This is a genomic window from Streptomyces coelicoflavus, assembly GCF_003112555.1.
GTDB classification, from domain to species: domain Bacteria; phylum Actinomycetota; class Actinomycetes; order Streptomycetales; family Streptomycetaceae; genus Streptomyces; species Streptomyces coelicoflavus.
In genome coordinates this window covers 101,517-124,765 of sequence record NZ_BEWB01000021.1, presented here as the reverse complement: position 1 = coordinate 124,765, position 23,249 = coordinate 101,517, and the positions used below count along the sequence as shown (strand labels likewise).

General features: G+C 71.0%; 26 protein-coding genes. 6 read left to right on the top strand and 20 right to left on the bottom strand.

The genetic code is table 11. From position 1 onward, the window contains the following. Nucleotides 1–801: 801 nt before the first annotated feature. Together Sco07f_RS37635 and Sco07f_RS39935 are read right to left on the bottom strand one after the other, a co-directional pair. Nucleotides 802–1,569 (bottom strand): RelA/SpoT-related domain-containing protein, encoded by a 768-nt coding sequence (locus Sco07f_RS37635; RefSeq protein WP_108990544.1) that lies wholly within the window; start codon nt 1,567–1,569, stop codon nt 802–804. A gap of 261 nt (nt 1,570–1,830) precedes the next feature. Continuing rightward, nucleotides 1,831–1,989 (bottom strand): hypothetical protein, encoded by a 159-nt coding sequence (locus Sco07f_RS39935; RefSeq protein ID WP_159107043.1) that lies wholly within the window; start codon nt 1,987–1,989, stop codon nt 1,831–1,833. Between the two features lie 176 nt (nt 1,990–2,165). On the opposite strand from Sco07f_RS39935, the gene Sco07f_RS37630 reads away from it, so the two are divergent. Continuing rightward, nucleotides 2,166–2,570 carry a winged helix-turn-helix transcriptional regulator gene (locus Sco07f_RS37630; protein WP_007444869.1) on the top strand — a complete coding sequence of 135 codons (405 nt, stop codon included), beginning with the start codon at nt 2,166–2,168 and terminating at the stop codon, nt 2,568–2,570. Here the strand turns inward: Sco07f_RS37630 and mutM are convergent. The 9 genes from mutM to Sco07f_RS37585 form a co-directional block, all read right to left on the bottom strand. Next, complete coding sequence (gene mutM, locus Sco07f_RS37625) at nt 2,560–3,420, bottom strand: bifunctional DNA-formamidopyrimidine glycosylase/DNA-(apurinic or apyrimidinic site) lyase (RefSeq protein ID WP_087789427.1); 861 nt, start codon at nt 3,418–3,420, stop codon at nt 2,560–2,562. The genes Sco07f_RS37630 and mutM overlap by 11 nt on opposite strands. A 95-nt stretch (nt 3,421–3,515) precedes the next feature. Next, nucleotides 3,516–4,346, bottom strand: coding sequence for a ribonuclease III (rnc, locus tag Sco07f_RS37620; protein WP_003973423.1), 831 nt, complete (start codon nt 4,344–4,346; stop codon nt 3,516–3,518). A gap of 7 nt (nt 4,347–4,353) precedes the next feature. Next, nucleotides 4,354–4,527 (bottom strand): 50S ribosomal protein L32, encoded by a 174-nt coding sequence (gene rpmF / locus Sco07f_RS37615; RefSeq protein ID WP_006139588.1) that lies wholly within the window; start codon nt 4,525–4,527, stop codon nt 4,354–4,356. Nucleotides 4,528–4,529: 2 nt separating this feature from the next. After that, complete coding sequence (locus Sco07f_RS37610) at nt 4,530–5,183, bottom strand: YceD family protein (RefSeq protein ID WP_007444894.1); 654 nt, start codon at nt 5,181–5,183, stop codon at nt 4,530–4,532. A gap of 144 nt (nt 5,184–5,327) precedes the next feature. Then, a complete protein-coding gene (locus tag Sco07f_RS37605) occupies nt 5,328–6,470 on the bottom strand; it encodes a cell division initiation protein (protein ID WP_087789428.1) in 1,143 nt (380 codons plus the stop codon). Between the two features lie 121 nt (nt 6,471–6,591). Continuing rightward, nucleotides 6,592–7,071, bottom strand: coding sequence for a pantetheine-phosphate adenylyltransferase (coaD, locus tag Sco07f_RS37600; protein WP_042825260.1), 480 nt, complete (start codon nt 7,069–7,071; stop codon nt 6,592–6,594). Nucleotides 7,072–7,097: 26 nt separating this feature from the next. Beyond that, nucleotides 7,098–7,685: a 16S rRNA (guanine(966)-N(2))-methyltransferase RsmD gene (rsmD, locus tag Sco07f_RS37595; RefSeq protein ID WP_108990543.1), complete on the bottom strand. Its 588-nt coding sequence runs from the start codon at nt 7,683–7,685 to the stop codon at nt 7,098–7,100. Between the two features lie 55 nt (nt 7,686–7,740). After that, nucleotides 7,741–9,960, bottom strand: coding sequence for an ATP-dependent DNA helicase RecG (gene recG / locus Sco07f_RS37590; RefSeq protein WP_007444889.1), 2,220 nt, complete (start codon nt 9,958–9,960; stop codon nt 7,741–7,743). Between the two features lie 72 nt (nt 9,961–10,032). Continuing rightward, the gene (locus Sco07f_RS37585) at nt 10,033–11,781 is read right to left on the bottom strand and encodes a DAK2 domain-containing protein (protein ID WP_108990542.1); all 1,749 of its coding nucleotides are present in this window, start codon (nt 11,779–11,781) and stop codon (nt 10,033–10,035) included. A 266-nt stretch (nt 11,782–12,047) separates the two neighbouring features. On the opposite strand from Sco07f_RS37585, the gene rpmB reads away from it, so the two are divergent. Then, nucleotides 12,048–12,233, top strand: a complete 186-nt coding sequence (rpmB, locus tag Sco07f_RS37580; protein WP_003993230.1) for a 50S ribosomal protein L28 — start codon at nt 12,048–12,050, stop codon at nt 12,231–12,233. Between the two features lie 106 nt (nt 12,234–12,339). Here rpmB and thiD read toward each other — a convergent pair whose 3' ends face one another. Continuing rightward, a complete protein-coding gene (gene thiD, locus Sco07f_RS37575) occupies nt 12,340–13,137 on the bottom strand; it encodes a bifunctional hydroxymethylpyrimidine kinase/phosphomethylpyrimidine kinase (RefSeq protein WP_108990541.1) in 798 nt (265 codons plus the stop codon). Next, nucleotides 13,134–14,102 (bottom strand): thiamine-phosphate kinase, encoded by a 969-nt coding sequence (locus tag Sco07f_RS37570; protein ID WP_007444886.1) that lies wholly within the window; start codon nt 14,100–14,102, stop codon nt 13,134–13,136. The genes thiD and Sco07f_RS37570 overlap by 4 nt, the downstream gene beginning before the upstream one ends. 245 nt (nt 14,103–14,347) lie before the next feature. On the opposite strand from Sco07f_RS37570, the gene Sco07f_RS37565 reads away from it, so the two are divergent. Beyond that, complete coding sequence (locus Sco07f_RS37565) at nt 14,348–14,581, top strand: Lrp/AsnC family transcriptional regulator (protein ID WP_003973433.1); 234 nt, start codon at nt 14,348–14,350, stop codon at nt 14,579–14,581. Between the two features lie 178 nt (nt 14,582–14,759). Here Sco07f_RS37565 and Sco07f_RS37560 read toward each other — a convergent pair whose 3' ends face one another. From Sco07f_RS37560 to Sco07f_RS37550, 3 genes are all read right to left on the bottom strand, one after another. Further along, nucleotides 14,760–15,929, bottom strand: coding sequence for a D-alanine--D-alanine ligase family protein (locus Sco07f_RS37560; RefSeq protein ID WP_108990540.1), 1,170 nt, complete (start codon nt 15,927–15,929; stop codon nt 14,760–14,762). 92 nt (nt 15,930–16,021) lie between these two features. Then, nucleotides 16,022–17,032, bottom strand: a complete 1,011-nt coding sequence (locus Sco07f_RS37555) for an NAD(P)H-dependent glycerol-3-phosphate dehydrogenase (protein ID WP_007444884.1) — start codon at nt 17,030–17,032, stop codon at nt 16,022–16,024. After that, on the bottom strand, nt 17,029–17,823 hold the full coding sequence (locus tag Sco07f_RS37550) for a lysophospholipid acyltransferase family protein (protein ID WP_007444883.1): 795 nt from the start codon (nt 17,821–17,823) through the stop codon (nt 17,029–17,031). The genes Sco07f_RS37555 and Sco07f_RS37550 overlap by 4 nt, the downstream gene beginning before the upstream one ends. A 143-nt stretch (nt 17,824–17,966) precedes the next feature. Here Sco07f_RS37550 and cofC point away from each other — a divergent pair, with 143 nt between their 5' ends. Together cofC and Sco07f_RS37540 are read left to right on the top strand one after the other, a co-directional pair. Next, a complete protein-coding gene (cofC, locus tag Sco07f_RS37545) occupies nt 17,967–18,605 on the top strand; it encodes a 2-phospho-L-lactate guanylyltransferase (RefSeq protein ID WP_108990539.1) in 639 nt (212 codons plus the stop codon). Between the two features lie 9 nt (nt 18,606–18,614). Continuing rightward, a complete protein-coding gene (locus Sco07f_RS37540) occupies nt 18,615–18,830 on the top strand; it encodes a hypothetical protein (RefSeq protein ID WP_087789434.1) in 216 nt (71 codons plus the stop codon). 115 nt (nt 18,831–18,945) lie between these two features. Here Sco07f_RS37540 and Sco07f_RS37535 read toward each other — a convergent pair whose 3' ends face one another. The 4 genes from Sco07f_RS37535 to leuC all read right to left on the bottom strand — a co-directional run bounded on the left by Sco07f_RS37535 (nt 18,946) and on the right by leuC (nt 22,296). Next, nucleotides 18,946–19,602, bottom strand: a complete 657-nt coding sequence (locus Sco07f_RS37535; RefSeq protein ID WP_054100823.1) for an HU family DNA-binding protein — start codon at nt 19,600–19,602, stop codon at nt 18,946–18,948. A 136-nt stretch (nt 19,603–19,738) separates the two neighbouring features. Then, a complete protein-coding gene (locus tag Sco07f_RS37530; RefSeq protein ID WP_007444881.1) occupies nt 19,739–19,969 on the bottom strand; it encodes an SCO5555 family protein in 231 nt (76 codons plus the stop codon). Between the two features lie 297 nt (nt 19,970–20,266). Further along, a complete protein-coding gene (leuD, locus tag Sco07f_RS37525; RefSeq protein ID WP_108990538.1) occupies nt 20,267–20,860 on the bottom strand; it encodes a 3-isopropylmalate dehydratase small subunit in 594 nt (197 codons plus the stop codon). A gap of 5 nt (nt 20,861–20,865) precedes the next feature. Continuing rightward, on the bottom strand, nt 20,866–22,296 hold the full coding sequence (leuC, locus tag Sco07f_RS37520; protein WP_108990537.1) for a 3-isopropylmalate dehydratase large subunit: 1,431 nt from the start codon (nt 22,294–22,296) through the stop codon (nt 20,866–20,868). A gap of 197 nt (nt 22,297–22,493) precedes the next feature. Here leuC and ndgR point away from each other — a divergent pair, with 197 nt between their 5' ends. Further along, entirely contained in the window at nt 22,494–23,210 is a 717-nt protein-coding gene (gene ndgR / locus Sco07f_RS37515; protein WP_003973443.1) for an IclR family transcriptional regulator NdgR, read from the top strand. Nucleotides 23,211–23,249 lie beyond the last annotated feature (39 nt).

The following is a 23,249-nucleotide window of genomic DNA, read 5'->3' as shown; positions in this document are numbered from 1 at the left end:
ACCCAGCCGACACAGGCACGAGTTACAGGTTTCTCTACCTCATCAAGCCCCGGCTGCGCTCCGCTCCGCCGGGCGCGCTTCCCGGCTCCGCTCCGGGCGCCGCTCCTGCCTTCGGCCCGCTCCGCCCGCGCTGCGCCGACGCGCGCCCTGGTGAGGGTTGGCCGGGCGGCATGAGGTCAGAACACGTCGTGGCTGGGGCGGTCGGCTCCACGGCTTTAGGCAGCCACTTTGGGGCGAGCCTCTAAGATCTTGGCCCCAACGTCGTGCTTTAACGGGCAGGTCCACAGACTGCCCGACTCGCCATCAGCTTACGGGGCCAAGATCACTCGCCCCAAAGCAGCTCCAGCCCAAAGCCGCTCCACCGACCTTTGCCACAAGCAGGGCGCCGAGTGTCGCAGCGACACAAGATAACGAGCAGGTAACGATTAGGCCATTTTACCCCGCTGCTCGGTCACCCACTACTACGCTCCGTGACCGAAGGTCAGCATAGCGACGGAGCGTAGTAGTGGGTGACCGAGCAGCGGCCCCTACTAACTACGCTCCGTGATTTATGCTGGTCAACGCTACCTCTAAGCGGCGGCGAGAGCCCTGTCCGTTGCGCCAGAAAAGTAGCGGGAGTGCGTCCTTTGGAGGCTCGCAAGCGAGGCACCGGTCAGTACGACGATCTCCGTGTCGTCCTGTCCTCGCAGCTCTCGCTCCAGCTGGAACCTCGCGCGCACAGCCTGCCTGCCGTCAGCAGCAGAGAACTCCTGTTGCACCACGGTCTCGCCCGTACGCCGGTTGTAGACAAGAAGGAAGTGCTTAAGTGCCTTCACGTTGCAGCCCTCCTGTGATGTCTTCCGTGGTTTGCAGCATCTCGCGCAACTGGGCGAGGAGCGGCCGTTGAGCCTCAAGCGTAGCTTCTCGACCATCTCGCTGGGCATCGTCTGAGTAAGCCAAGCGCTCTACGTCGTACAGACTAGCCGAGAATCTCTCCATCATGCGGATGACGTTGACCACTGCATCTCCACCGTAGTCAGGACGCTCCCCGTAGCGAATGCCACGCCCGAAGAGGTCGGCGATCCGCTCAAACACGTTCGCCCATAGGTCTTGACTGAGCGTCCGAACCTGTATCTCAACGTAGCGGCCCTCGATCGACACGATGACGTGGACCGCTCGGTAACCCACCATCGGATCAGTTCGACGGTCCTTCACTACGCACGCATACCCTTGCCCCTCGAACCGGTCAATGATCCAGTCTCGCAGTTGGTCTTGTTCCGTGAGGGTGACGTTGCCAGACAGCCGGATGCCGGCAATGTCCTGGATACGAGCCAGATTCGTACTACTACCTCGGGCCTTAGCCCTGCGCAGCTTCTGAACCAGCGTGTCAGTGGTCTTCAGACGATGCGTGACGCTGAGGGGCCAGTCCAAGCTGTCGCAGAGCTCATCAACGACGCCACGGGATGCCGTTAGGAGCTCGCTGTAGTCAACGAGAAGCTCCTCAAGTTGACCGAGTGCCTCCTCAGGCGCCTCCCCGGGCACCTCTAGGCGCTTTCCGAGCCTCTGGACGGCCGACTTGGACATCTGCATCGCCTCAACATATGGGATCACACCGCAGACGTAGACAACTTTCGGATTGACCAGTGCTGATGTGCACCGGCGTGCTTGAGCCACTGCCTGCTGTACCTCATGCAGCTTGGGGCCGTCCCCGGGCCGTCGGAGGGTGCTCAACGACGACCAACGCTGACAACCACCGACAGCTAAGTCGCAGGTCGCAGCGTTGATCGGTTACCGGGCCGCAGGTCAGAGAACCGGCCCCGCACTTCTTCGGCTACTAGCCGACGGCAGGTGTCACTCGGCCCGTTCGAAGCCGTCGGCCCCGAGTCCCTCCCACTCGACGGTCATGCCGTCCGAGGACAGTCCGTAGACGCGCCCCACGGAGCGGTCGGTGTTGCCGTCGTCGCACGTGAGCCGGATGACGTGCAGTCCGTGGCACACCCGCTTGATCACGTCACCCCTCCGGCGGACCAGCCCCCAGGGCCGGCACCGGGACGGCCTCGCTGGTCAGAAGGCGTTGAGACTATCAACACACTGGTGACCGCGGAGTGCGTCCGAGGTCGCACCGCCTGCTGTCCAGCACCCCGCGCAACCTGTGGCGCAGCGCTGTGCTCACGTACGCTGGAGACATGTCGACCACGCGGGAGCGCACGGAGGAGCAGGACCTGCCGTTCGACGTGTTCTCCAAGGCCTGTCCCTCGCGCGGCACCCTGGAGCACGTCACGGGACGCTGGGGCGCGCTGACGCTCGGCGCGCTGTACGAGGGGTCGTTCCGGTTCAACGAGCTGCGGCGCCGGGTGGACGGCGTCAGCGAGAAGATGCTGGCCCAGACCCTGCACGCGCTCGAGCGCGACGGGCTGGTGCACCGCGAGGCCCAGCCGACCAATCCGCCCCGCGTGGACTACGAGCTGACGGCGCTGGGGCGCGAGGTGGCCGCGCGGCTGCTCGCGCTCATCGAGTGCGTCGAGGGGCGGATGGACGAGGTGCTGGCGTCGCGCGAGCGGTACGACGAGCGGCGGACGCCTACGGTGTGAGCCGCGGCGGCCGCTGGCACTTCGGGCAGAAGTAGCTGGAGCGGTTCATCCACGGCCGGCGGCGCATCGGGGTGGCGCAGCGGCGGCAGGGCAGGCCCTCGCGGCCGTAGGCGTCGAGCGACCGGTCGAAGTAGCCGGACTCGCCGTTGACGTTGACGTAGAGGCTGTCGAAGCTGGTGCCGCCCACGGCGAGGGCCGCGTTCATCACGTCCCGGACATGGCCGAGGAGTTCGGTGGTGCGGGGGCGGGTGAGGGTCGCCGTGGGGCGTTCGTAGTGCAGGCGGGCGCGCCACAGGGCCTCGTCGGCGTAGATGTTGCCGACGCCACTGATCAGGGACTGGTCGAGCAGGGCCCGTTTGACCGTGGTGCGCTTGCGGCGCAGGGCGAGGTGGAACGCCTCGTCGTCGAAGAGGGGGTCCAGCGGGTCGCGGGCGATGTGCGCGATGACGTCGGGCAGCCCGTCGGCGGACGTGTCGTGCAGGGAGAGGCCGCCGAAGGTGCGCTGGTCGACGAAGCGGAGTTCGGTGCCGAGGGCGTCGGCGAAGCGGACGCGGATGCGCAGGTGCTTCTCGGCGGGTGTCTCGTGCGGCTGGACCAGGAGCTGGCCGCTCATGCCGAGGTGGGCGAGGACCGCCTGGTCGGTGTCCTCCAGCGGCAGCCACAGGTACTTGCCGCGGCGGCTGGGGGTGCCGATGCGGTGGCCCGCCAGGCGGTGGGCGAAGTCGTCGGGTCCCGCGATGTGCCGGCGTACCGCGCGCGGGTGCAGTACCTCGGCGTCCGCGACGGTCCGGTGGGCGACCCAGCGCTCCAGGCCGCGCCGTACGACCTCTACCTCGGGCAACTCGGGCATGGCTTCCCCTCGGGTGGACCGGGCTGGTGGACGGGCGACGAGCCGAACGCCCGCCCCGGAGGCGGGGCGGGCGTTCGGACCGTGCGACAGGTGGGTCAGGCGGAGGCGGACGCCTCGTCGGGGTCCGCGTCGACGGCGTCGGCCGTCGCCTTGGCGCGCTCGTCCGCCGCGGCCCGGATGGACCGCCACGCGGATTCCGCGGCCTGCTGCTCCGCCTCCTTCTTGCTGCGGCCGGTGCCGGTGCCGTACGAGACGCCTCCGACGCGGGCGGCAGCAGTGAAGGTCTTCTCGTGGTCCGGGCCGGTCTCCGTGACCAGGTACTCGGGGACGCCGAGCCCTTCGGTCGCGGTGAGTTCCTGGAGGCTGGTCTTCCAGTCCAGGCCGGCACCGAGGTTCGAGGACTTCTCGATCAGCGGGTCGAACAGGCGGTGCACCAGTTCGGAGGCCGCGTCGAGGCCCTGGTCGAGATAGACCGCGCCGATCACCGCTTCGAGGGTGTCGGCGAGGATGGACGCCTTGTCCCGGCCGCCCGTGCCCTCTTCACCGCGGCCGAGCCGGATGAAGGAGCCGAGTTCGAGCCCGCGGCCCACCTCCGCCAGCGCACGCGAGTTGACCACCGCGGCCCGCAACTTGGCCAGCTGGCCTTCGGGCAGGTCGGGGTGGGTGCGGTACAGCGTGTCCGTGACGACGAGGCCGAGCACGGAGTCCCCGAGGAACTCCAGCCGCTCGTTCGTCGGCAGGCCGCCGTTCTCGTACGCGTAGGAACGGTGGGTCAGTGCACGCACCAGAAGGGCGGACTCGAGCTGATAGCCGAGCCGCCCTTCCAGAAGCGTGTGGGACGAGGCCTGGGTGTCCGCCTTCTTCTTGGCGGGTGGGTCCGCCTTGGCGTCTTCCGCCTTCTTGGGGACTGACACAGTGCCTCTCACCAGCCGCTCAGACCTCGAGGACCTGGCGCTTGTTGTAAGTGCCGCAAGCCGGGCACGCGATGTGCTGCAGCTTGGGCTCGTGGCAGCGCTCGCACGCAACCAGGGTGGGGACCGCAGCCTTCCACTGCGACCGGCGGTGGCGCGTGTTGCTGCGCGACATCTTCCGCTTCGGAACAGCCACGGCTACTTCTCCTGCTTCTCGGCGGCGTCCGCGGAATCCGACCCGTCGCCGCTCATCTCGTCCTTCTCGCCGTCTCCGAGTGAACCGGCGAGTCCCTGCAATGCCGCCCAACGAATGTCGACGGCGTCGTGGTGGTGGTCCGGGTCGTCCGACAGGCGCACTCCGCACTCGGAGCACAGACCCTGGCAGTCTTCCTGGCACACCGGCTGCATCGGCAGTGCGAGCACCACCGCGTCGCGCAGCACGGGTTCGAGGCCGATCAGTCCGTCCTCGACGAAGAACCTGTCCTCGTCGTCCTCGGCGTCGTCGCCCGGTTCCGCCACGGGGCGGCCACGGTCGTCGGCGTCAGGGTACGAGAACAGCTCCTGGAAGTCCGCTTCGAGCTGCTGCTCGAGCGGCTCCAGACACCTTACGCACTCACCCCGGGCCCTGGCACGGGCGGTGCCTGTGACGAGCACCCCTTCCATGACCGACTCGAGCCGGAGATCGAGTTCCACCGGGGCGCCTTCCGGCACTCCGATGACTCCCTGGAGACCGAAGTCCCTGGGAGCGTCGACCGTGCGGGTCAGGCGCTGGAGCGCACCGGGCCGCCGTCCCAGCTCGTGCGTGTCGAACACGAGGGGGTCGCGGTGGTCGAGGCGCGCGTTCAGAACCATTCCTGCTTTCGGCCTTCGTGGGTGGGGGGTGCCGCCCTTCGGTGTTCCCGGGCAGCGGCGATCGCGGACGTACGCGCGACCGAAGAGCCAGGATACTGGACCATTCGCTCTCGTCCCAATCCGGGCGGTGGGGCCCCCTCGCCCCTAGAGCCCGCGGCCCTGTTCGTACGCCCTCAGCTGCTCGGCGCTGATCATGCTGGTGTCGAAGAGGCTGGTCTCGTCGAGCGCCTGCGGCTGGGCCTGCGGGGCGTGCGGGGGCTGCGGCGGCTGCTGGGGCTGGGCGTAGCCCTGCTGTCCGTCGTACGCCTGCTGCCCGCCGTCGTACTGGTAGGCGTACGGGTCGGCGCCCTGCTGCTGGTAGCCGTACGGGTCCTGTCCGCCGTCGTAGGCCTGCTGGTACGCCGCGTACGGGTCGGGCTGCTGCTGCGGCGCGTAGCCGTACGCCGGTTCCTGGGCCGGCATCTCCGGCATCTCCGGCACGGACTGCGCGGGCACCTGGGCCGCCGCGGGCTGCTGCTCGCCGTACCGGGGCTGCGGGGACTGCTCGGCGACGGCCGGAGCGGGGGCGTCGGAGAGGCCCGCGAGGTCGGCGAGGTAGTCGGCGTCGCTGGAGTGCTGGACGGTGGTCAGGTCGTCGGCGAGGACGCCGAGGTCGTCGGTGGCGATCCGGCCGTGCAGCTTCTGGCGGCCCCGGCCGACCGCGTCCAGCGTCTTGGCCAGCACGGCCTCGAAGGCGCCGAGCTTGGTGTCGACGTAGGTGTCGGCGTCGCGGCGCAGGGTCTCGGGGTCGTGGCTGCGCTCGGGGGCGTCCTCGTCCTCGTAGCCGTTCTCGTCGAGGCCGGGTCCGGTGCCGAGGAGCTTCTCGCGGCCCCGGCCGACGGAGCCGAGGGTCTTGGTGAGGACGACCTCGAAGTTGGCGAGCTTGGAGTCGACGTAGTCGTCGGCCTCGGCACGGACCTCCTCGGCCTCCTGGCGGGCCTCGGCGAGGATCCGGTCGGCCTCGGCCTGGGAGCGGCGGGCGACCTCGGTGCCGGCGATCAGGGTGCCGCGTTCGGCGTGCGCGCCCTCGATGATCCGGTCGGCCTCCTGGCGGGCCTGGGCGACCATCTGCTCACGGTCGCCGATCAGCTCCTGGGCCTGGGCGAGGGAACCGGGCAGCTCCGCGCGCAGCTCTTCCAGCATCGAGAGCAGTTCGGCGCGGTTGACCACGCACGAGGCCGACATGGGCATGGCGCGGGCGCCGGAGACCATCGCGGTGATCTCGTCGAGCTTGTTCTGCACGTCCACCGTGTGCTCGCCACTCTCTACAGCTGTGTTGGAGACGGACGGGACGACTGTACGACCCCAGGGTGTCCCGGGGACACCGGGTGACGGGTTGTCAGTCTCCGTGGGCTGTGCGGCGGTGCGGTCAGCGGTTGCTCAGGCGCTCCGTGAGGGCCTCGAGGACCAGCGGCGGCACCAGGTGGGAGATGTCTCCGCCCCAGGTCGCGACCTCCTTGACCAGGGAGGACGACATGAAGCTGTAGGTGGGGTTGGTGGGGACGAAGAGCGTCTCCACACCGGAGAGGCCGTTGTTCATCTGGGCCATCTGCAGCTCGTAGTCGAAGTCGCTGACGGCGCGCAGGCCCTTGACGATGGCCGGGATCTCGCGCTGCTTGCAGAAGTCGACGAGCAGGCCGTGGAAGGACTCCACACGGACGTTGCCGTACTCGGCGGTGACCCGGCGGATGAGGTCGATCCGTTCCTCGATCTCGAACAGGCTCTTCTTGGACCGGTTGATCATCACCGCGACGTAGACCTCGTCGTAGAGGCTGGAGGCACGGGCGATGATGTCGAGGTGTCCGTTGTGGATCGGGTCGAATGACCCGGGACAGACGGCACGGCGCACTTGAGTTCCCTCGCTCTCCGGTCCGGTCATCGTGCGTCTTCGCACGTAGAGGCGGCGCGACCGTACCAAAACGTTCCCTCGCCGTAGCGACGGGCCCGGATCGCTTCGAAGCCGTCCGGCCAGCGGAATTCGCCGCCTCTGGTGCTGCGCTCCACGGTGACGAGCACTTCCGTCGCGAGCCACCCCTCCGTGCGGAGTGTGAGCAGGATCTCCCGAAGATCGTCGTCGGAGACGGCGTAGGGCGGGTCCAGGAAGACCACGTCGTACGGCTCCGCCGGGGCCGGGGTGCGGATGATCTGTTCCGCTTTGCCCGCCCTGACGTCGGCGCCGGGCAGGCCGATGCTCTTGACGTTCTCCCGGACCGTGCGGGCAGCGCGGGCGTCGGCCTCGACGAGCAGGACGTGCCCGGCGCCGCGGGAGAGCGCCTCCAGGCCGACGGCGCCGGAACCCGCGTACAGGTCGAGGACCCGCTCGCCGTCCAGCGGGCCCCCGAGCAGGGACTGCCAGGTGGAGAACAGGCCCTCGCGCGCACGGTCGGAGGTGGGGCGGGTGCCGGTTCCCGGCGGGACGGCCAGGCGGCGTCCGCCGGCCTTGCCGGCGATCACGCGGGTCATTTCTGGGTCCTTGTCGGTGTGCTCGGGTGGACGGACGGTGTCCGTTGCCAGTCTCTCAGCCCTTCTCCAGGTACTGCTCCCGCTCGTCGTCCAGCAGTGCCTCCAGGGCCGTGCGCAGCCCGGGCAGGCCGGTCAGCTCCGGGTCGGCGGCGACGACGGCCGCCGCCTCCTGTCTCGCCTCGGCGATGATCTCCTCGTCCTCGATGACGGCGAGGACGCGCAGGGAGGTGCGGGCGCCGGACTGGGCCTGGCCGAGGACGTCGCCCTCGCGGCGCTGTTCGAGGTCGATGCGGGAGAGCTCGAAGCCGTCGCGGGTGCTCGCGACCGCGTTCAGCCGCTGCCGGGCCGCGCTCGCCTCGGGCATCTCGCTGACCAGCAGGCACAGGCCGGGGGCGGAACCACGGCCGACGCGGCCGCGCAGTTGGTGGAGCTGGGAGACGCCGAAGCGGTCGGCGTCCATGATCACCATCGCGGTGGCGTTGGGCACGTTGACGCCGACCTCGATGACGGTGGTGGCGACCAGGACGTCGGTCTCCCCGGCGGCGAAGCGGCGCATGACCGCGTCCTTGTCGTCGGGCTGCATCCTGCCGTGCAGCACCTCCACCTTGAGCCCTTGGAGCGGGCCCTTGGCGAGGCCCTCGGCGACGTCGAGGACGGCGAGCGGGGGGCGCTTGTCCGCGTCGCCCTCCGGGGGCTGCCCGGACTGCTTGGCGCCCTTCTTGGGGGCGTCGTCCTCGTCGCCGATGCGGGGGCAGACGACGTACGCCTGGTGGCCGTTCGAGACCTCCTCGCGGACCCGTTCCCAGGCGCGGGCGAGGAAGTGGGGTTTGTCCGCGGCCGGGACGACGTGGCTGGCGATCGGGGACCGCCCGGCCGGCAGCTGGTCCAGGACGGAGGTCTCCAGGTCGCCGAAGACGGTCATGGCGACGGTGCGCGGGATGGGCGTGGCGGTCATGACGAGCAGGTGCGGGGGCTGCTTTCCCTTGCCGCGCAGGGCGTCGCGCTGCTCGACGCCGAAGCGGTGCTGCTCGTCGACGACGACCAGGCCGAGGTCGTGGAACTGGACCTTGTCCTCGATCAGCGCGTGGGTGCCGATGACGATGCCCGCCTCGCCGGTGGCCAGGTCCAGCAGGGCGTGCCGGCGGGCGGCGGCGCCCATGGAGCCGGTGAGCAGCACCACCTTGGTGGCGTGCTCGGCGCCGCCCAGCATGCCTCCCTCGGCCAGCTCGCCCATCATCTCGACGACCGACCGGTGGTGCTGCTGGGCGAGCACCTCGGTGGGCGCCAGCATCACGGCCTGCCCGCCGGAGTCGACGACGGCGAGCATGGCGCGCAGGGCGACCAGGGTCTTGCCGCTGCCCACCTCGCCCTGGAGCAGCCGGTGCATGGGGTGGTCGGTGGCGAGGTCGTCGAAGATCTCCCGGGAGACCTTCTGCTGGCCGTCGGTGAGGGTGAAGGGGAGACGGTCGTCGAAGGCGGTGAGCAGGCCGTCGGGGCTGGGTTTCCTGGGGACGGCGGGGAGCTGGGTCTCGGCGTGCCGGCGGCGGGCGAGGGCGATCTGGAGGACGAAGGCCTCGTCCCACTTCAGGCGGGCGCGGGCGTCCTCGATGTCGGCCTTGGTGTGCGGGCGGTGGATCTTGAGGAGGGCCTCGGGCAGGGAGACCAGGCCCCGGCCCTCGCGCAGGGAGCCGGGGAGCGGGTCGACGGCCTCCTGGGCGCTGGGCAGCACCGTCTGGATCGCTTTGGCGAGCTTCCAGGACTCCAGCTTGGCGGTGGCCGGGTAGAGGGGGATGAGGGCGCCCGCCCAGGACTCGACGGTCTCCTCGCCGTCGGTGTCGCCGCGCAGCAACTCGTATGCCGGGTGTGCCAGTTGCAGTCGGCGGTTGAAGACGGAGACCTTGCCCGCGAACATCGCGCGGGTGCCCGGCAGGAGTTCCTTGTGGGGTTTGTGGACTCCGTGGCCGAAGAAGACCAGTTGGAGGCGGCCGCTGCCGTCCGTGATGGTCACCTCGAGGCGCTGCCCCTTGCCGCGCGGGGCCTTCGACGAGGCGAAGGTGTGCAGCCGGGCGTCGGCGACCTGGGCGACCACGGTGACGTGCTCGTCCATGGGCAGGTCGGCGAGGTGGGTGAGCTGGCCGCGCTCCTCGTATCTGCGGGGATAGTGGTGGAGGAGGTCGCCGACGGTGTGCAGGCCGAGGTGCTCGGCCATCACCTTCGCGGTGGCGGGGCCGAGCACCTTCTTCAGGGGTTCTCGCAGTGCGGGCACGAGATCCATTGCACACCACGTCACTGACAACGGCCGAGGGGAGCGCCGTACCGGCCCGTCCCGCCCCGCCCGGGGTCGGCCCTACTCCACGCCGACCAGCAGCAGCGCGCCCTGCCGGCCGCCCCGGTAGACCACCGTGTCGACGGCGAGGTAGGCGTCGCGGACGCGGGCCTCCAGCCGGTCGGCGACGGCCTGCGGGGCCTCGTCGCCGAGGACGAGGGTGACCAGCTCGCCGCCGGCCGACAGCATGCGGTCCAGGACGGTGGCGGCGACCTCCGAGACGTCGGCGCCGATCACGGCCACGTCTCCGTCGATGAGGCCGAGCACGTCCCCGGCCTGGCAGATGCCCGCCGTGGTCCAGGACTGGCGTTCGGCGACGGTGACCTCGGCGTGGCGGGTGGCGCCGGCCGCCGAGGTCATCGCCACCACGTCCTCGTCGAAGCGCCGCTCGGGCTCGTGCACGGCGAGCGCGGCGATGCCCTGGACCGCGGAACGGGTCGGGATGAGGGCGACGCGGATGCCCTCGGTACGGGCCTGCTCGGCCGCCGCGGCGGCGGTGTGGCGCAGCTCGGCGTCGTTGGGCAGCAGGACCACCTCGCGCGCGTGCGCCCGCCGGACCGCCTGGACCAGCTCGCCGCTCGCGGGCGGCTCCCCGGGGCGCGCGAGCACGGTGGTCGCGCCGGCCTCCGTGCACAGCTCGGCCAGCCCCTCCCCCGGCACGACGGCCACCACGGCGCGCTGGGTCCGTTCGCGGGGCGGGCGCTCGGTCCCGGCGGTGTGCGCGTCGCCGTGCCCGAAGTGGGTGATGCGGATCCGGTACGGCCTTCCGGCCTCGACGCCCGCCTCGACGGCGGCGCCCGCGTCGTCGACGTGCACGTGGACGTTCCACAGGCCGTCGCCGCCGACCACGACGAGCGAGTCCCCGAGGGCGTCGAGCCGCTGCCGCAGCCGGGCCACGGCCACGTCCTCGGCCTCCAGGAGGTAGATCACCTCGAAGGCGGGACCGCTCTCGTCGCCCTCCGTGGCGCACTCCCCCGCCGCGGGGCCCTCGCCGCCGTGCTCCACGCGCGCGTGCGGCACGGCGACGGGCCCCGGCGCCCGGCCCGTGAACGTCTCCACCAGGGCCGCGAGGACCGTCACCAGGCCGTGGCCGCCCGCGTCGACCACTCCGGCGCGCTCCAGGACGGGCAGCTGGCCCGGAGTGGCGACGAGCGCCGCGCGGGCGCCCTCGTAGGCGGCGCGGGCCACCTCGGCGCAGCCGCCCTCGGCCTCTTCGGCCGCGTCGGCGGCGGCCGAGGCCACGGTCAGGACGGTGCCCTCGACCGGGTGGGCCACGGCCTGCCGGGCGGACGCGGCGGCGTGCCGCAGGGCCAGCCGCAGTCCGGCGCCCTCGGTGTGGCCGGAGTCACCCCGGGCGGCGAGCACCTGGGCCATGCCGCGCAGCAGCTGGGCGAGGATCGTGCCGGAGTTGCCCCGCGCGCCGATCAGCGCACCGTGCGCCATGGCGCCCACGGCGTCGGCCAGCGAGGGCCCGCCGTCCGCCTTCAGGGCGCCCTCGTCCGCGTTGACGGTGTCCTCGTCCACGTCCCGGGCACCCTCGCCCGCGTCCCGGACCGCCCCGTCCACCTCGTGGGCCGCGAAGACGGCCTCCACCGCGGCGAAGGCCGACTCGACGGTCAGGTAGAGGTTGGTGCCGGTGTCCCCGTCGGCGACGGGATAGACGTTGATCGCGTCGATCTCCTCGCGCGCCCGCCCCAGCGCGCGCAGCGACAGACCGCACCAGGTGCGCACCGCCAGAGCGTCGAAGAACCTCTGCGGCACCTGCGCCACCTGCGCCTCCCTGGAGTGCGGACGTGGCTGGCAGCGTAGACCTTGGGCCGCCGGCCCACCGGAAGAGGGCCGGGGCGGCCCTCTGAGCTGCCGTGGTAGTTTCGTTGTACGGGAGCAGCCGTTGTATGCTGCTCCGGTTGCCCGATCCCGATCGGGCCATCCCCCTGGCACCGCCACTCAGATCCCGGCCCGTTCGCGAGTCCGAGAGCTTGATCCCGGCATGCCGGGATCAACCGTAAGTGCATCTGAAGTCTTTGGAGTGACCCGTGGCTGCCAACTGCGACGTCTGTGGCAAGGGGCCGGGCTTCGGCAACAACATCTCGCACTCGCACCGCCGTACGTCCCGTCGCTGGAACCCGAACATCCAGCGTGTGCGTACCGTGGTGGGCGGGACGCCGAAGCGCGTGAACGCTTGCACCTCGTGCATCAAGGCCGGCAAGGTCTCGCGCTGACGCGTCTCAGCTGAGCGCGCGGCCACTGCCCGGTCCGCTGTAGGGAGCCGGTCCACCTCGTGTGGACCGGCTTTTTGCCGTGTCCCGGCGGCCACGGGCATCGAGCTCAGGGAGTGTCCGCTCCGAGCGCCCAGCCGTGGTCCACCGGGCCGATGCCGTCGCCCAGTGCGAAGCCTGCCGCGATCGCACCGGTGACGTACTCCTTGGCCGCCCTCACCGCCTCCGGCACCGGCTGCCCCTTCGCCAGTCCGCAGGCCACCGCCGAGGCGAGGGTGCACCCCGTGCCGTGCGTGTGGCGGTTGTCGAGGCGAGGGGCGCGCAGCCAGTGTTCCTCGGAGCCGTCGGTGAGCAGGTCGACGGCGTCACCGGCCAGGTGGCCGCCCTTGATCAGGGCCCAGCGCGGGCCGTACTCCAGCACGGCGGCCGCCGCCCGGCGCAGGTCAGTGTCGGACTCGACGCGTACGCCGGTGAGGTGGGCGACCTCGTCGAGGTTGGGGGTGGCGACGGTGGCGACCGGGAGGAGCCTGGTGCGCACCGATTCCAGTGCGGATGCGGCGAGCAGCGCGTCCCCGTGCTTGGAGACGCCGACCGGGTCCACGACGGCGGGGGCGTCGGTGCCGGCGAGCAAGTCGGCGACGGTCTCGACCAGTTCGGCGGAGGAGAGCATCCCGGTCTTGACCGCCTGGACGCCGATGTCGTCCACGACGCTGCGGTACTGGGCCCGCACCGCGTCCACGGGCAGCTCCCAGGCGCCCTGGACGCCGCGGGAGTTCTGGGCGGTGACCGCGGTGAGGACGCTCATGCCGTGGGTGCCGAGGGCGAGCATCGTCTTGAGGTCGGCCTGGATCCCGGCGCCGCCGCCGGAGTCGGAGCCGGCCACGGTGAGGACCAGCGGCGGCCTCACGACTCCACGTCCCCGGCGAAGTGGTCCCAGCCGCCCTTGGTGGTCCAGGGGGCGCCGTCGACCGTCACCTGGGGCAGCGCGGAGGGGTTGAGGACCTCGCCGATGACCTTCCAGCGGGCGGGCAGCTTCACGTCCGGCGGGAAGGTCGCCACGATGGCGTGGTCCTCGCCGCCGGTGAGCACCCACTGCATGGGGTCGACGCCGACGGCCTGCCCGATGTCGTTCATCTGGGACGGGATGTCGATCTGCCCGGAGCGCACGTCGATGCGGACCTTGCTGGCCTCCGCGATGTGCCCCAGGTCGGCGATCAGGCCGTCGCTCACGTCGCACATGGCGGTGGCGCCGAGCCCCGCGGCGGCCGGACCGGCGTGGTACGGCGGCTCGGGGCGGCGGTGGGCCTCGACGAAGGCGCGCGGCGAGCGGAAGCCGCGGGAGAGGACGGCGAACCCGGCGGCGGACCAGCCCAGCCAGCCGGTCACCGCGACGAGGTCGCCGGGCTGGGCGCCGGCCCGGGTGACGGGCTCCTGGTTGCGCAGGTCGCCGAGGGCGGTGATGGAGACGGTGATGGTGTCGCCGCCCACCACGTCGCCGCCGACCACGGAGGCGCCCGCGACCTGGCACTCGTCGCGCAGCCCGTCCATCAGCTCGGTCGGCCAGGTCACCGGCAGTTCGGCGGGCACGACCAGGCCGAGCAGCAGTGCGGTCGGCACGGCCCCCATGGCGGCGATGTCGGCCAGGTTCTGCGCCGCCGCCTTGCGGCCCACGTCGTACGCGGTGGACCAGTCCCGGCGGAAGTGCCGCCCCTCGACGAGGATGTCGGTGCTGGCCACCACCCTGCGGTCGGGCGCGGCGACCACCGCGGCGTCGTCGCCGGGTCCGACCCGGACCGCGGGGGTGGTGGTGAGACGGGAGGTGAGCTCCCTGATGAGCCCGAACTCCCCCAGCTCACCAACAGTGCCCTTCATCGCCTTGGCTCCCCTTCTGTCCCAGTCCCTGTCCGTGCCCGTGTCCGTGCCCGGTCGCGCGTCATCTCTGTCCTCGTTACGGTCGGAATGACCGTCGCCACGGTCGGCGTGATCGTCAACTCGTGTCCTACCGGCACCCCGACGCGCGAGGCCCGCGGCCCGCGGGTCTCCCCTCGGAGAGCGGCTACGCGATACCGTGGCGTTCCTTTTCCCCACATGATCCTCGTGGCCGCTCTGGAGGTTCCGTGGTACAGGCGTACATCCTGATCCAGACCGAGGTCGGCAAGGCGTCGACCGTCGCCGAGACGATCAGCAAGCTCCCTGGTGTGATCCAGGCCGAGGACGTGACAGGACCCTACGACGTCATCGTCCGCGCCCAGTCCGACACCGTCGACGAACTGGGTCGCATGGTGGTCGCCAAGGTCCAGCAGGTGGACGGCATCACCCGCACTCTGACCTGTCCGGTCGTCCATCTCTAGCTCCTGCCCCCTCACCGCCGCTCGGTCCCGTCCTGTTGATCGCCGCCGCGTGCTGTTCCTCAGCAGACGACGGCAAGCAGACGACGGTTCCCGGACCGGACAGGAAACCCGCTGATCATACTGCGAGAAGGCGACCCCCGAGGGAGTCGCCTTCTCTGTGGTCACGGCGCGAAACGCGTCAGCGCAGTCCCGTGGACCGCCGCAGCGCCGCCTGGACCAGCCGGTCCACCAGCTCCGGGTAGCTCACGCCGCTCGCCTGCCACATCTGCGGGTACATGGAGATCGGTGTGAAGCCGGGCATGGTGTTGATCTCGTTGATGACGAACTCGTCGTCATCGGTGAGGAAGAAGTCCGCGCGCACCAGCCCCTCGCAGGAGGCCGCGTCGAACGCCGCCACGGCCAGGCGCTGGACCTCGGCGGTCTCCTCGGCCGTCAGCGGGGCCGGCACGATGCCGGGCGTGGAGTCGATGTACTTGGCCTCGAAGTCGTAGTACGCGTGCTCCGAGGGCGGCGGGATCTCGGCCGGGACGGAGGCCCGGGGGCCGTCCTCGAACTCCAGCACCCCGCACTCGATCTCCCGGCCCCGCAGAGCCGCCTCGACCAGGATCTTCGGGTCGTGACGCCGGGCCTCCTCGATCGCCTCGTCGAGGCCGGAGAGGTCGTCGACCTTGGTGATGCCGATGGAGGAGCCCGCGCGGGCGGGCTTCACGAACAGCGGCCAGCCGTGCTCCCCGGCGAAGTCGACGATCTTCTTGCGGGCGCCGGAGCGGTCCTGCTCCCACTCGCGGGGCCGGATCACCGCGTACGGGCCGACCTTCAGCCCGTAGGAGGTGAAGACCGCCTTCATGTACTCCTTGTCCTGGCCGACGGCGGAGGCGAGGACGCCCGCGCCGACGTAGGGCACGCCGGACAGCTCCAGCAGGCCCTGGAGGGTGCCGTCCTCGCCGTAGGGGCCGTGCAGCACGGGGAAGACGACGTCGACCTCGCCGAGCGCCTTGGGCACCGAGCCCGGTTCGCTGTAGACGACCTCGCGGTTGGCGGGGTCGACGGGCAGCAGCACGCCGCCCTCGGTCGACTCGGCCAGTTCCTCGACGTCGGGCGTACGGCGTTCGGTGATCGCCATGCGTTCCGGTTCGTCGGCGGTGAGGGCCCAGCGGCCGTCGCGGGTGATGCCGATCGGCAGGACGTCGTAGCGCGTCCGGTCGATGGCCGCGAGGACGGCGCCGGCGGTGACCACGGAGATCCCGTGTTCGGAGCTGCGCCCGCCGAACACGACGGCCACCCGCGGCTTGCGGGGCGGCTGCTGAGGGCTCTGCTCAGGGCTCTGGGGGAGGTTCTCGGTGCTCATATCGCGTCGAGGGTACCCGCCCGCGGCGCCGTGAGTCAGCGTCTGCGGGGCCGCGTGGCGCCCGGTTTCCGCCGGGCGCCGGGCGGTGTCGCTCAGCGTCGTTCGGGCTTCGCGCTGCGCGACATCAGTTCCTTCACGGCGACCATCGGGGACTTGCCCTCGTGCACGATGGCGACGACCGTCTCGGTGATCGGCATGTCGACGCCGTGCCGGCGGGCCAGGTCCAGCACCGACTCGCAGGACTTGACGCCCTCGGCGGTCTGCTTGGTGACCGCGATGGTCTCCTCCAGGGTCATGCCCTTGCCGAGGTTGGTGCCGAAGGTGTGGTTGCGCGACAGCGGCGAGGAGCAGGTCGCCACCAGGTCGCCGAGCCCGGCCAGTCCGGAGAAGGTCAGCGGGTCGGCGCCGAGGGCGACCCCGAGGCGGGTGGTCTCGGCGAGGCCGCGGGTGATGAGGGAGCCCTTGGCGTTGTCGCCCAGGCCCATGCCGTCCGCGATGCCGACGGCGAGCCCGATCACGTTCTTCACGGCGCCGCCCAGCTCGCAGCCGACGACGTCGGTGTTGGTGTACGGGCGGAAGTAAGGCGTGTGGCAGGCGGCCTGGAGCCGCTGGGCGACGGATTCGTCGGGGCAGGCGACCACGGCGGCGGCCGGCATGCGGGCGGCGATCTCGCGGGCCAGGTTGGGGCCGGTGACCACGGCGATGCGCTCGGCACCGACCTTGGCGACGTCCCCGATCACCTCGCTCATCCGCATCGCGGAGCCGAGTTCGACGCCCTTCATGAGCGAGACCAGGACGGTGCCGGGCGCCAGCAGCGGTGTCCAGTCGGCGAGTCCGGCGCGCAACGTCTGGGAGGGGACGGCGAGGACGGTGAAGTCGGCGTCCCGCGCGGCCTCGGCGGCGTCGGTGGTGGCCCGCAGGTTCTCGGGGAGCTCCACGCCGGGCAGGTAGTCCGGGTTGGTGCGGGTGGAGTTGACGGCGTCGGCGAGTGCGGCGCGGCGTCCCCACAGGGTGACGTCGCACCCCGCGTCGGCGAGGACCGTGCCGAAGGCGGTGCCCCAGGATCCGGTGCCGAAGACGGCCGCCTTGACCGGCTTGCTCACGTGCTCTGCCCTTCTGCCTGCGGTCCTTGCGTCCTCGGCGGCGTCGGCTGCGACTTCGCCTGCCGCGTCCGGCGTCGCTGTTCGATCCGCTCGCGGCGCGGGTCGTAGGGGGTTTCGGGTGCCTTCTCGCCGCGGATCTCCTCCAGCTGGCGGGTGACGGCGGCCATGATGACCTCGGTGGCCTCCTTCAGCACCTCCGCGGTCATCTCCTTGCCGTAGAACCGCGACAGGTCGACCGGCGGGCCGGCGAGCACCTGATGGGTCTTGCGCGGCAGGAGGTTCGGCTTCTTCGTGTACGGCGGCAGCAGTTCGTTGCAGCCCCACTGGGCGACCGGGATCACCGGGCACTTGGTCTGAAGGGCGACGCGCGCGGCACCGGTCTTGGCGGTCATGGGCCAGCCGTCCGGGTCGCGGGTGAGGGTGCCCTCGGGGTAGAACGCCACGCACTCGCCGCGCTCCACGGCGTCGATCGCGGCGCGGAAGGCGCTCAGCGCGTCCGTGCTCTCGCGGTAGACGGGGATCTGCCCGGTCCCGCGCATCGCGGCGCCGACGAAGCCCTTCTTGAAAAGACCGCTCTTCGCCAGGAATCGCGGGACCCGTCCGGTGTTGTACTGGTAGTGCGCGTACGCGAAGGGGTCGACGTGCGAATTGTGGTTCACGGCGGTGATAAATCCACCCTCGGCCGGAATGTTCTCCATTCCCCGCCAGTCCCGCTTGATCAGAACCACCAGCGGCGGTTTGCAGATCACCGCGGCCAAGCGGTACCAGAAGCCGATTCTGCGGCGGGGCACGCTGACACCTTTCCTCCAGGGCCTGGGGCCGGACAAGTGTCGCCCCGGGCCGCCCGTCTGTCGAGAACACCGTACGCCCCGAAGAGTGAACCGCCAGGTCTCGCAGGTGACAATGACGGCGACGAGAGAAGGACGGAACGCTCGTGCAGTGGACCTTGGTCGTACCCGTGAAGACCCTCGCCCGGGCCAAGAGCAGGCTGTCGGACACCGCGGACGACGGGGTGCGGCCGGGGCTCGCGCTGGCGTTCGCACAGGACACCGTGGCAGCCGCGCTGGCCTGCCCGGCGGTCGGCGATGTGGCAGTCGTCACGGACGACGCGCGGGCCGGACGGGAGCTGGCGGCGCTCGGCGCGGGCGTCGTCGCGGACGAGCCCGGCGGCGGCCTGAACGCCGCGCTGGCGCACGGCGCGGCCGTGGTACGGGCGGCCCGGCCGGAAATCCCGGTGGCCGCGCTCAACGCCGACCTTCCCGCGCTGCGGCCGGCGGAATTGGCGCGGGTGCTGGCGGCGGCCGCGCAATTCCCGCGCTCTTTTCTCCCGGACGCGGCGGGAATCGGCACCACCTTGCTGGCCGTGGCCCCGGGCCGGGAATTGACCCCCGCATTCGGTGCGGATTCCCGGGCCCGCCACCGGGCGTCCGGTGCGGTGGAACTGTCTCCCGGCGGCGTGGATTCCGTACGGCAGGACGTCGACACCGGCGGTGATCTCCGCTCGGCGCTGGCGCTCGGCGTGGGACCCCGTACGGCCGCGGTGGCGGCGCGGTTGCTGATCGCCGGGCAGTAGGCTGCGCGCATGCAGGCGACCGCGTACACGTACGACCCCGAGAGCCGCAGCGGGCAGGTGCTGCTCGACGACGGCACGCCCGTGCCCTTCGACGCGGCGGCGTTCGACGCGGGGGGCCTCAGGCTGCTGCGGCCCGGGCAGCGGGTGCGGATCGAGACGGAGGCCGAAGGCGGAACCGAGGGCGCGGGACCCCGGATCACGCTGGTGACGTTGCAGACGTTCTGATCCGCGGGGCCGTCGCCCCGCCCCTGACACGCCGCGGGCCGGACTCCGAGAGGGAGTCCGGCCCGGCGCGTGAGTGCCCTGTGCCCGTTCGCCTGCTGCTGCTCGTTACTGCCTGTTACTTCTTGCGGGCGGTGGCCTTCTTGGCGGTGGTCTTGCGGGCCGTCGACTTCTTGGCCGGGGCCTTCTTGGCGGTCGCCTTCTTCGCGGGGGCCTTCTTGGCGGCGGACTTCTTCGCGGCCGCCGTGGTGCTCTTGGCGGCGGACTTCTTGGCGGTGGTCTTCTTCGCCGTCGTCTTCGCGGCCCCGGTGGTCTTCTTCGCGGTGGTCTTCTTCGCCGCCGCGGACGTCTTCTTGGCGGCACCCGTGGTCTTCTTCGCCGCACCCGTGGCCTTCTTGGCGGCGGCCTTCTTGCCCGCGGCCTTGGAGATGGTGGGCGGCGGGCCGGACAGGCTGCCCTTGGGGGCCTTCTTGACCGCGATGTCGTTCTTCGGAAGCTTCTTCGAGCCGCTCACCAGGTCCTTGAAGCCCTGGCCCGCGCGGAAGCGCGGCACGGAGGTCTTCTTGACCCGAACCCGCTCGCCCGTCTGGGGGTTGCGGGCGTAGCGGGCGGGGCGGTCGACCTTCTCGAAGGAGCCGAAGCCGGTGACCGAGACCCGGTCACCCGCGACGACGGCACGGACGAGGGCGTCCAGGACCGCGTCGACGGCGTCGGCGGCCTGCTGCCGGCCTCCCAGCTTGTCGGCAATCGCTTCTACGAGCTGCGCCTTGTTCACGTCTTCCCCTTCGGAGACCTCGCCAGAACGAAAGTGTTCAAGCTTTTTCGCACGTTAGGCAGATATATACCGCAAATCAAACACGAAACGGGCTAATCACCCTTGTGCCGCAACGGACTCGGGCTGTGCGGCCGGTTCAGCCTTCCTCTTCGGGGAATCGACCCGCGTCGAGGTCGGCGATGAACCGGTCCAGGCGCCCTGCCGCACCGGTGAGATCGTGTTTGGCCGCGGCCGTAATGACCAGCAGCTTCCGGGTCAGCGCCATCCGTACGCCCTCCGGGACTTGCAGTGCGCGCACTCTTGTGTGCGCTTCCTTGAGCCGGACCGCGACCGCCGTATAGAGCTCGAGTTGGCCGTCGTGTTCCATGCACAGATTGTGCCATCTGGGGCGAGTTGTCGCCTGCGCAGGGGGCAACTGCCGCCTCGAACGGCCTTCCTGGCACTGGCGGAATCCGGTCCTTGACGTCAGGAGTACCCCGGCAACAACGCCTCTAACGTGGGAAGTTGTGCATCACACCGGTGACGGGCGGTCCTGGGCGAAGCCGAAAACAGCCGTACCCCCGATCGGGCTGATCGGGGGTACGGCGGGGGTGTTGGGTGGCCGAAACTCGACCTTGCGGAGCCCCAGGGAGGGCCGTGGCGGGCCCGCGGGAACTCCGGGGGGTCAGACCTGGACGGTCCGCGGCTTGAACGACGGGCGCTTCGCCTCGTACGCGGCGATGTCGTCCTCGTTGCGGAGCGTGATCGAGATGTCGTCCAGCCCGTTCAGCAGCCGCCAGCGGGAGTTCTCGTCCAGCTCGAAGGAGGCGGTGACGCCCTCGGCGCGGACCTCGCGGGCCTCCAGGTCGACGGTGATCTCGGCCTGCGGGTCCTTCTCCACCAGCTCCCACAGCGCGTCGACGATCTTCTGGTCGAGGACGACGGTGAGCAGGCCGTTCTTCAGCGAGTTGCCCCGGAAGATGTCGGCGAAGCGGGAGGAGATCACGGTCTTGAAGCCGTAGTTCTGGAGGGCCCAGACGGCGTGCTCGCGGGAGGAGCCGGTGCCGAAGTCGGGACCGGCCACCAGCACGGTGGCACCCTCGCGCTCGGGCCGGTTGAGCACGAACTCGGGGTCCTTGCGCCAGGCCTCGAAGAGCCCGTCCTCGAACCCGTCCCGCGTCACCTTCTTGAGCCAGTGGGCGGGGATGATCTGGTCGGTGTCGACGTTGCTGCGGCGCAGCGGGACGGCCCGGCCGGTGTGCTTGGTGAACGCTTCCATGACTCTCAGACTCCAGCGGGCGTGGGGACGTCGGCGGCGGACAGGTCGGCCGGGGAGGCCAGGTGGCCCAGGACCGCCGTCGCGGCCGCCACCTGCGGCGACACCAGGTGGGTGCGGCCGCCCTTGCCCTGGCGCCCCTCGAAGTTGCGGTTGGACGTGGACGCGGAGCGCTCACCGGGGGCGAGCTGGTCCGGGTTCATGCCGAGGCACATCGAGCACCCCGCGTGCCGCCATTCGGCGCCGGCCTCCTTGAAGACCACGTCCAGGCCCTCGGAGACGGCCTGGAGACCGACCCGCGCGGAGCCCGGGACGACCAGCATGCGTACGCCGTCGGCGACTTTGCGGTCCCGGACGATCTCCGCGGCGGCGCGCAGGTCCTCGATGCGGCCGTTGGTGCAGGAGCCCACGAAGACCGTGTCCACGTTGATGGAGCGCAGCGGCTGACCGGCCTCCAAGCCCATGTACTCCAGGGCCTTTTCGGCGGCGAAGCGCTCCGAGGCGTCCTCGTACGAAGCCGGGTCGGGGACGGCGGCGGAAAGCGGTGCGCCCTGGCCGGGGTTGGTGCCCCAGGTGACGAACGGCGCCAGCTCGGCCGCCTCGACGACCACCTCGGCGTCGAACTGGGCGTCGTCGTCCGTGCGCAGCGTCTTCCAGTACGCGACGGCCGCGTCCCAGTCGGCGCCCTCGGGGGCGTGCGGGCGGCCCTGGAGGTAGGCGAAGGTGGTCTCGTCGGGGGCGATCATGCCCGCGCGGGCGCCGGCCTCGATGGACATGTTGCAGATGGTCATGCGGGCCTCCATCGAGAGCTTCTCGATGGCCTCGCCGCGGTACTCCAGGATGTAGCCCTGGCCGCCGCCGGTGCCGATCTTCGCGATGATCGCCAGGATCAGGTCCTTGGCCGTGACGCCGTCGGGCAGCTCGCCGTTGACGGTGATCGCCATGGTCTTCGGGCGGGCCATCGGCAGCGTCTGGGTGGCCAGCACGTGCTCGACCTGGGAGGTGCCGATGCCGAACGCCAGCGCGCCGAAGGCGCCGTGCGTCGAGGTGTGCGAGTCGCCGCAGACCACGGTGGTGCCGGGCTGGGTCAGGCCCAGCTGCGGGCCGACGACGTGCACGACGCCCTGCTCGACGTCGCCCAGCGGGTGCAGCCGGACGCCGAACTCCGCGCAGTTCTTGCGCAGGGTCTCCAGCTGGGCCCGGGAGACCGGGTCCGCGATGGGCTTGTCGATGTCGAGCGTGGGGGTGTTGTGGTCCTCGGTGGCGATGGTCAGGTCGAGCCGCCGCACCGGGCGGCCGCTCTTGCGGAGGCCGTCGAAGGCCTGCGGGCTGGTCACCTCGTGCAGCAGGTGCAGATCGATGAAGAGGAGGTCGGGCTCGCCCTCGGCGCGCCGGACGACGTGGTCGTCCCAGACCTTCTCCGCGAGTGTCCTACCCATCGCTTTCCCTTCGGTCGGCGACGAAGCGCCGACCCAACTAGAGATCTTGGGGAAGCGGTGCCCGCACCCCTGTGTTTCCGGGCAACCGCCACCAGGCCCTTTCGTCACGGGCCGTTGTGACTTCCTGCCGTCCAGGGTGGCGCGTTCCATGGAAAATTGAACTTGCGTTTCACAGAGTGAGACGGGAGTATCGTGTCATGGACAACAGTAGCGGCGTCGGCGTTCTGGACAAGGCGGCCCTCGTCCTGAGCGCTCTGGAGTCCGGCCCGGCCACCCTCGCGGGGTTGGTCGGTGCGACCGGACTGGCACGACCCACGGCCCACCGCCTGGCCGTGGCGCTGGAACACCACCGTATGGTGGCGCGCGACATGCAGGGCCGTTTCATCCTCGGCCCGCGCCTGGCCGAACTGGCCGCGGCGGCCGGCGAGGACCGCCTGCTCGCCACGGCGGGCCCGGTCCTCACCCACCTGCGCGACGTCACGGGCGAGAGCGCCCAGCTCTACCGCCGCCAGGGCGACATGCGCATCTGCGTGGCCGCGGCCGAGCGTCTGTCGGGCCTCAGGGACACGGTCCCGGTCGGCTCCACGCTCACCATGAAGGCCGGCTCCTCCGCGCAGATCCTCATGGCCTGGGAGGAGCCCGAGCGCCTCCACCGCGGCCTCCAGGGCGCCCGCTTCACGGCGACGGCACTGTCCGGCGTGCGGCGCCGCGGCTGGGCCCAGTCCATCGGCGAGCGCGAGCCCGGCGTCGCGTCCGTCTCCGCGCCGGTGCGCGGCCCCTCCAACCGCGTGGTGGCCGCCGTGTCCGTCTCCGGCCCCATCGAGCGCCTCAGCCGTCACCCCGGCCGCATGCACGCGCAGGCCATCATCGACGCCGCCGGCCGCCTCTCCGAGGCACTGCGCCGCAACGGCTGACCATCCCCCGGACGCTCCGACCGGTCACGGGCCCGCCTC

Coding starts and splice junctions, on each gene's coding strand:
- ndgR (WP_003973443.1), top strand. CDS start 22,494: ATGGACAACAGTAGCGGCGTCGGCGTTCTGGACAAGGCGGCCCTCGTC.
- Sco07f_RS37560 (WP_108990540.1), bottom strand. CDS start 15,929: ATGAGCACCGAGAACCTCCCCCAGAGCCCTGAGCAGAGCCCTCAGCAG.
- mutM (WP_087789427.1), bottom strand. CDS start 3,420: ATGCCCGAGTTGCCCGAGGTAGAGGTCGTACGGCGCGGCCTGGAGCGC.
- rsmD (WP_108990543.1), bottom strand. CDS start 7,685: ATGACCCGCGTGATCGCCGGCAAGGCCGGCGGACGCCGCCTGGCCGTC.
- leuD (WP_108990538.1), bottom strand. CDS start 20,860: ATGGAAGCGTTCACCAAGCACACCGGCCGGGCCGTCCCGCTGCGCCGC.
- Sco07f_RS37630 (WP_007444869.1), top strand. CDS start 2,166: ATGTCGACCACGCGGGAGCGCACGGAGGAGCAGGACCTGCCGTTCGAC.
- recG (WP_007444889.1), bottom strand. CDS start 9,960: ATGGATCTCGTGCCCGCACTGCGAGAACCCCTGAAGAAGGTGCTCGGC.
- Sco07f_RS37540 (WP_087789434.1), top strand. CDS start 18,615: ATGCAGGCGACCGCGTACACGTACGACCCCGAGAGCCGCAGCGGGCAG.
- Sco07f_RS37570 (WP_007444886.1), bottom strand. CDS start 14,102: ATGAAGGGCACTGTTGGTGAGCTGGGGGAGTTCGGGCTCATCAGGGAG.
- leuC (WP_108990537.1), bottom strand. CDS start 22,296: ATGGGTAGGACACTCGCGGAGAAGGTCTGGGACGACCACGTCGTCCGG.
- Sco07f_RS37530 (WP_007444881.1), bottom strand. CDS start 19,969: ATGGAACACGACGGCCAACTCGAGCTCTATACGGCGGTCGCGGTCCGG.
- Sco07f_RS37610 (WP_007444894.1), bottom strand. CDS start 5,183: ATGGTTCTGAACGCGCGCCTCGACCACCGCGACCCCCTCGTGTTCGAC.
- Sco07f_RS37635 (WP_108990544.1), bottom strand. CDS start 1,569: ATGCAGATGTCCAAGTCGGCCGTCCAGAGGCTCGGAAAGCGCCTAGAG.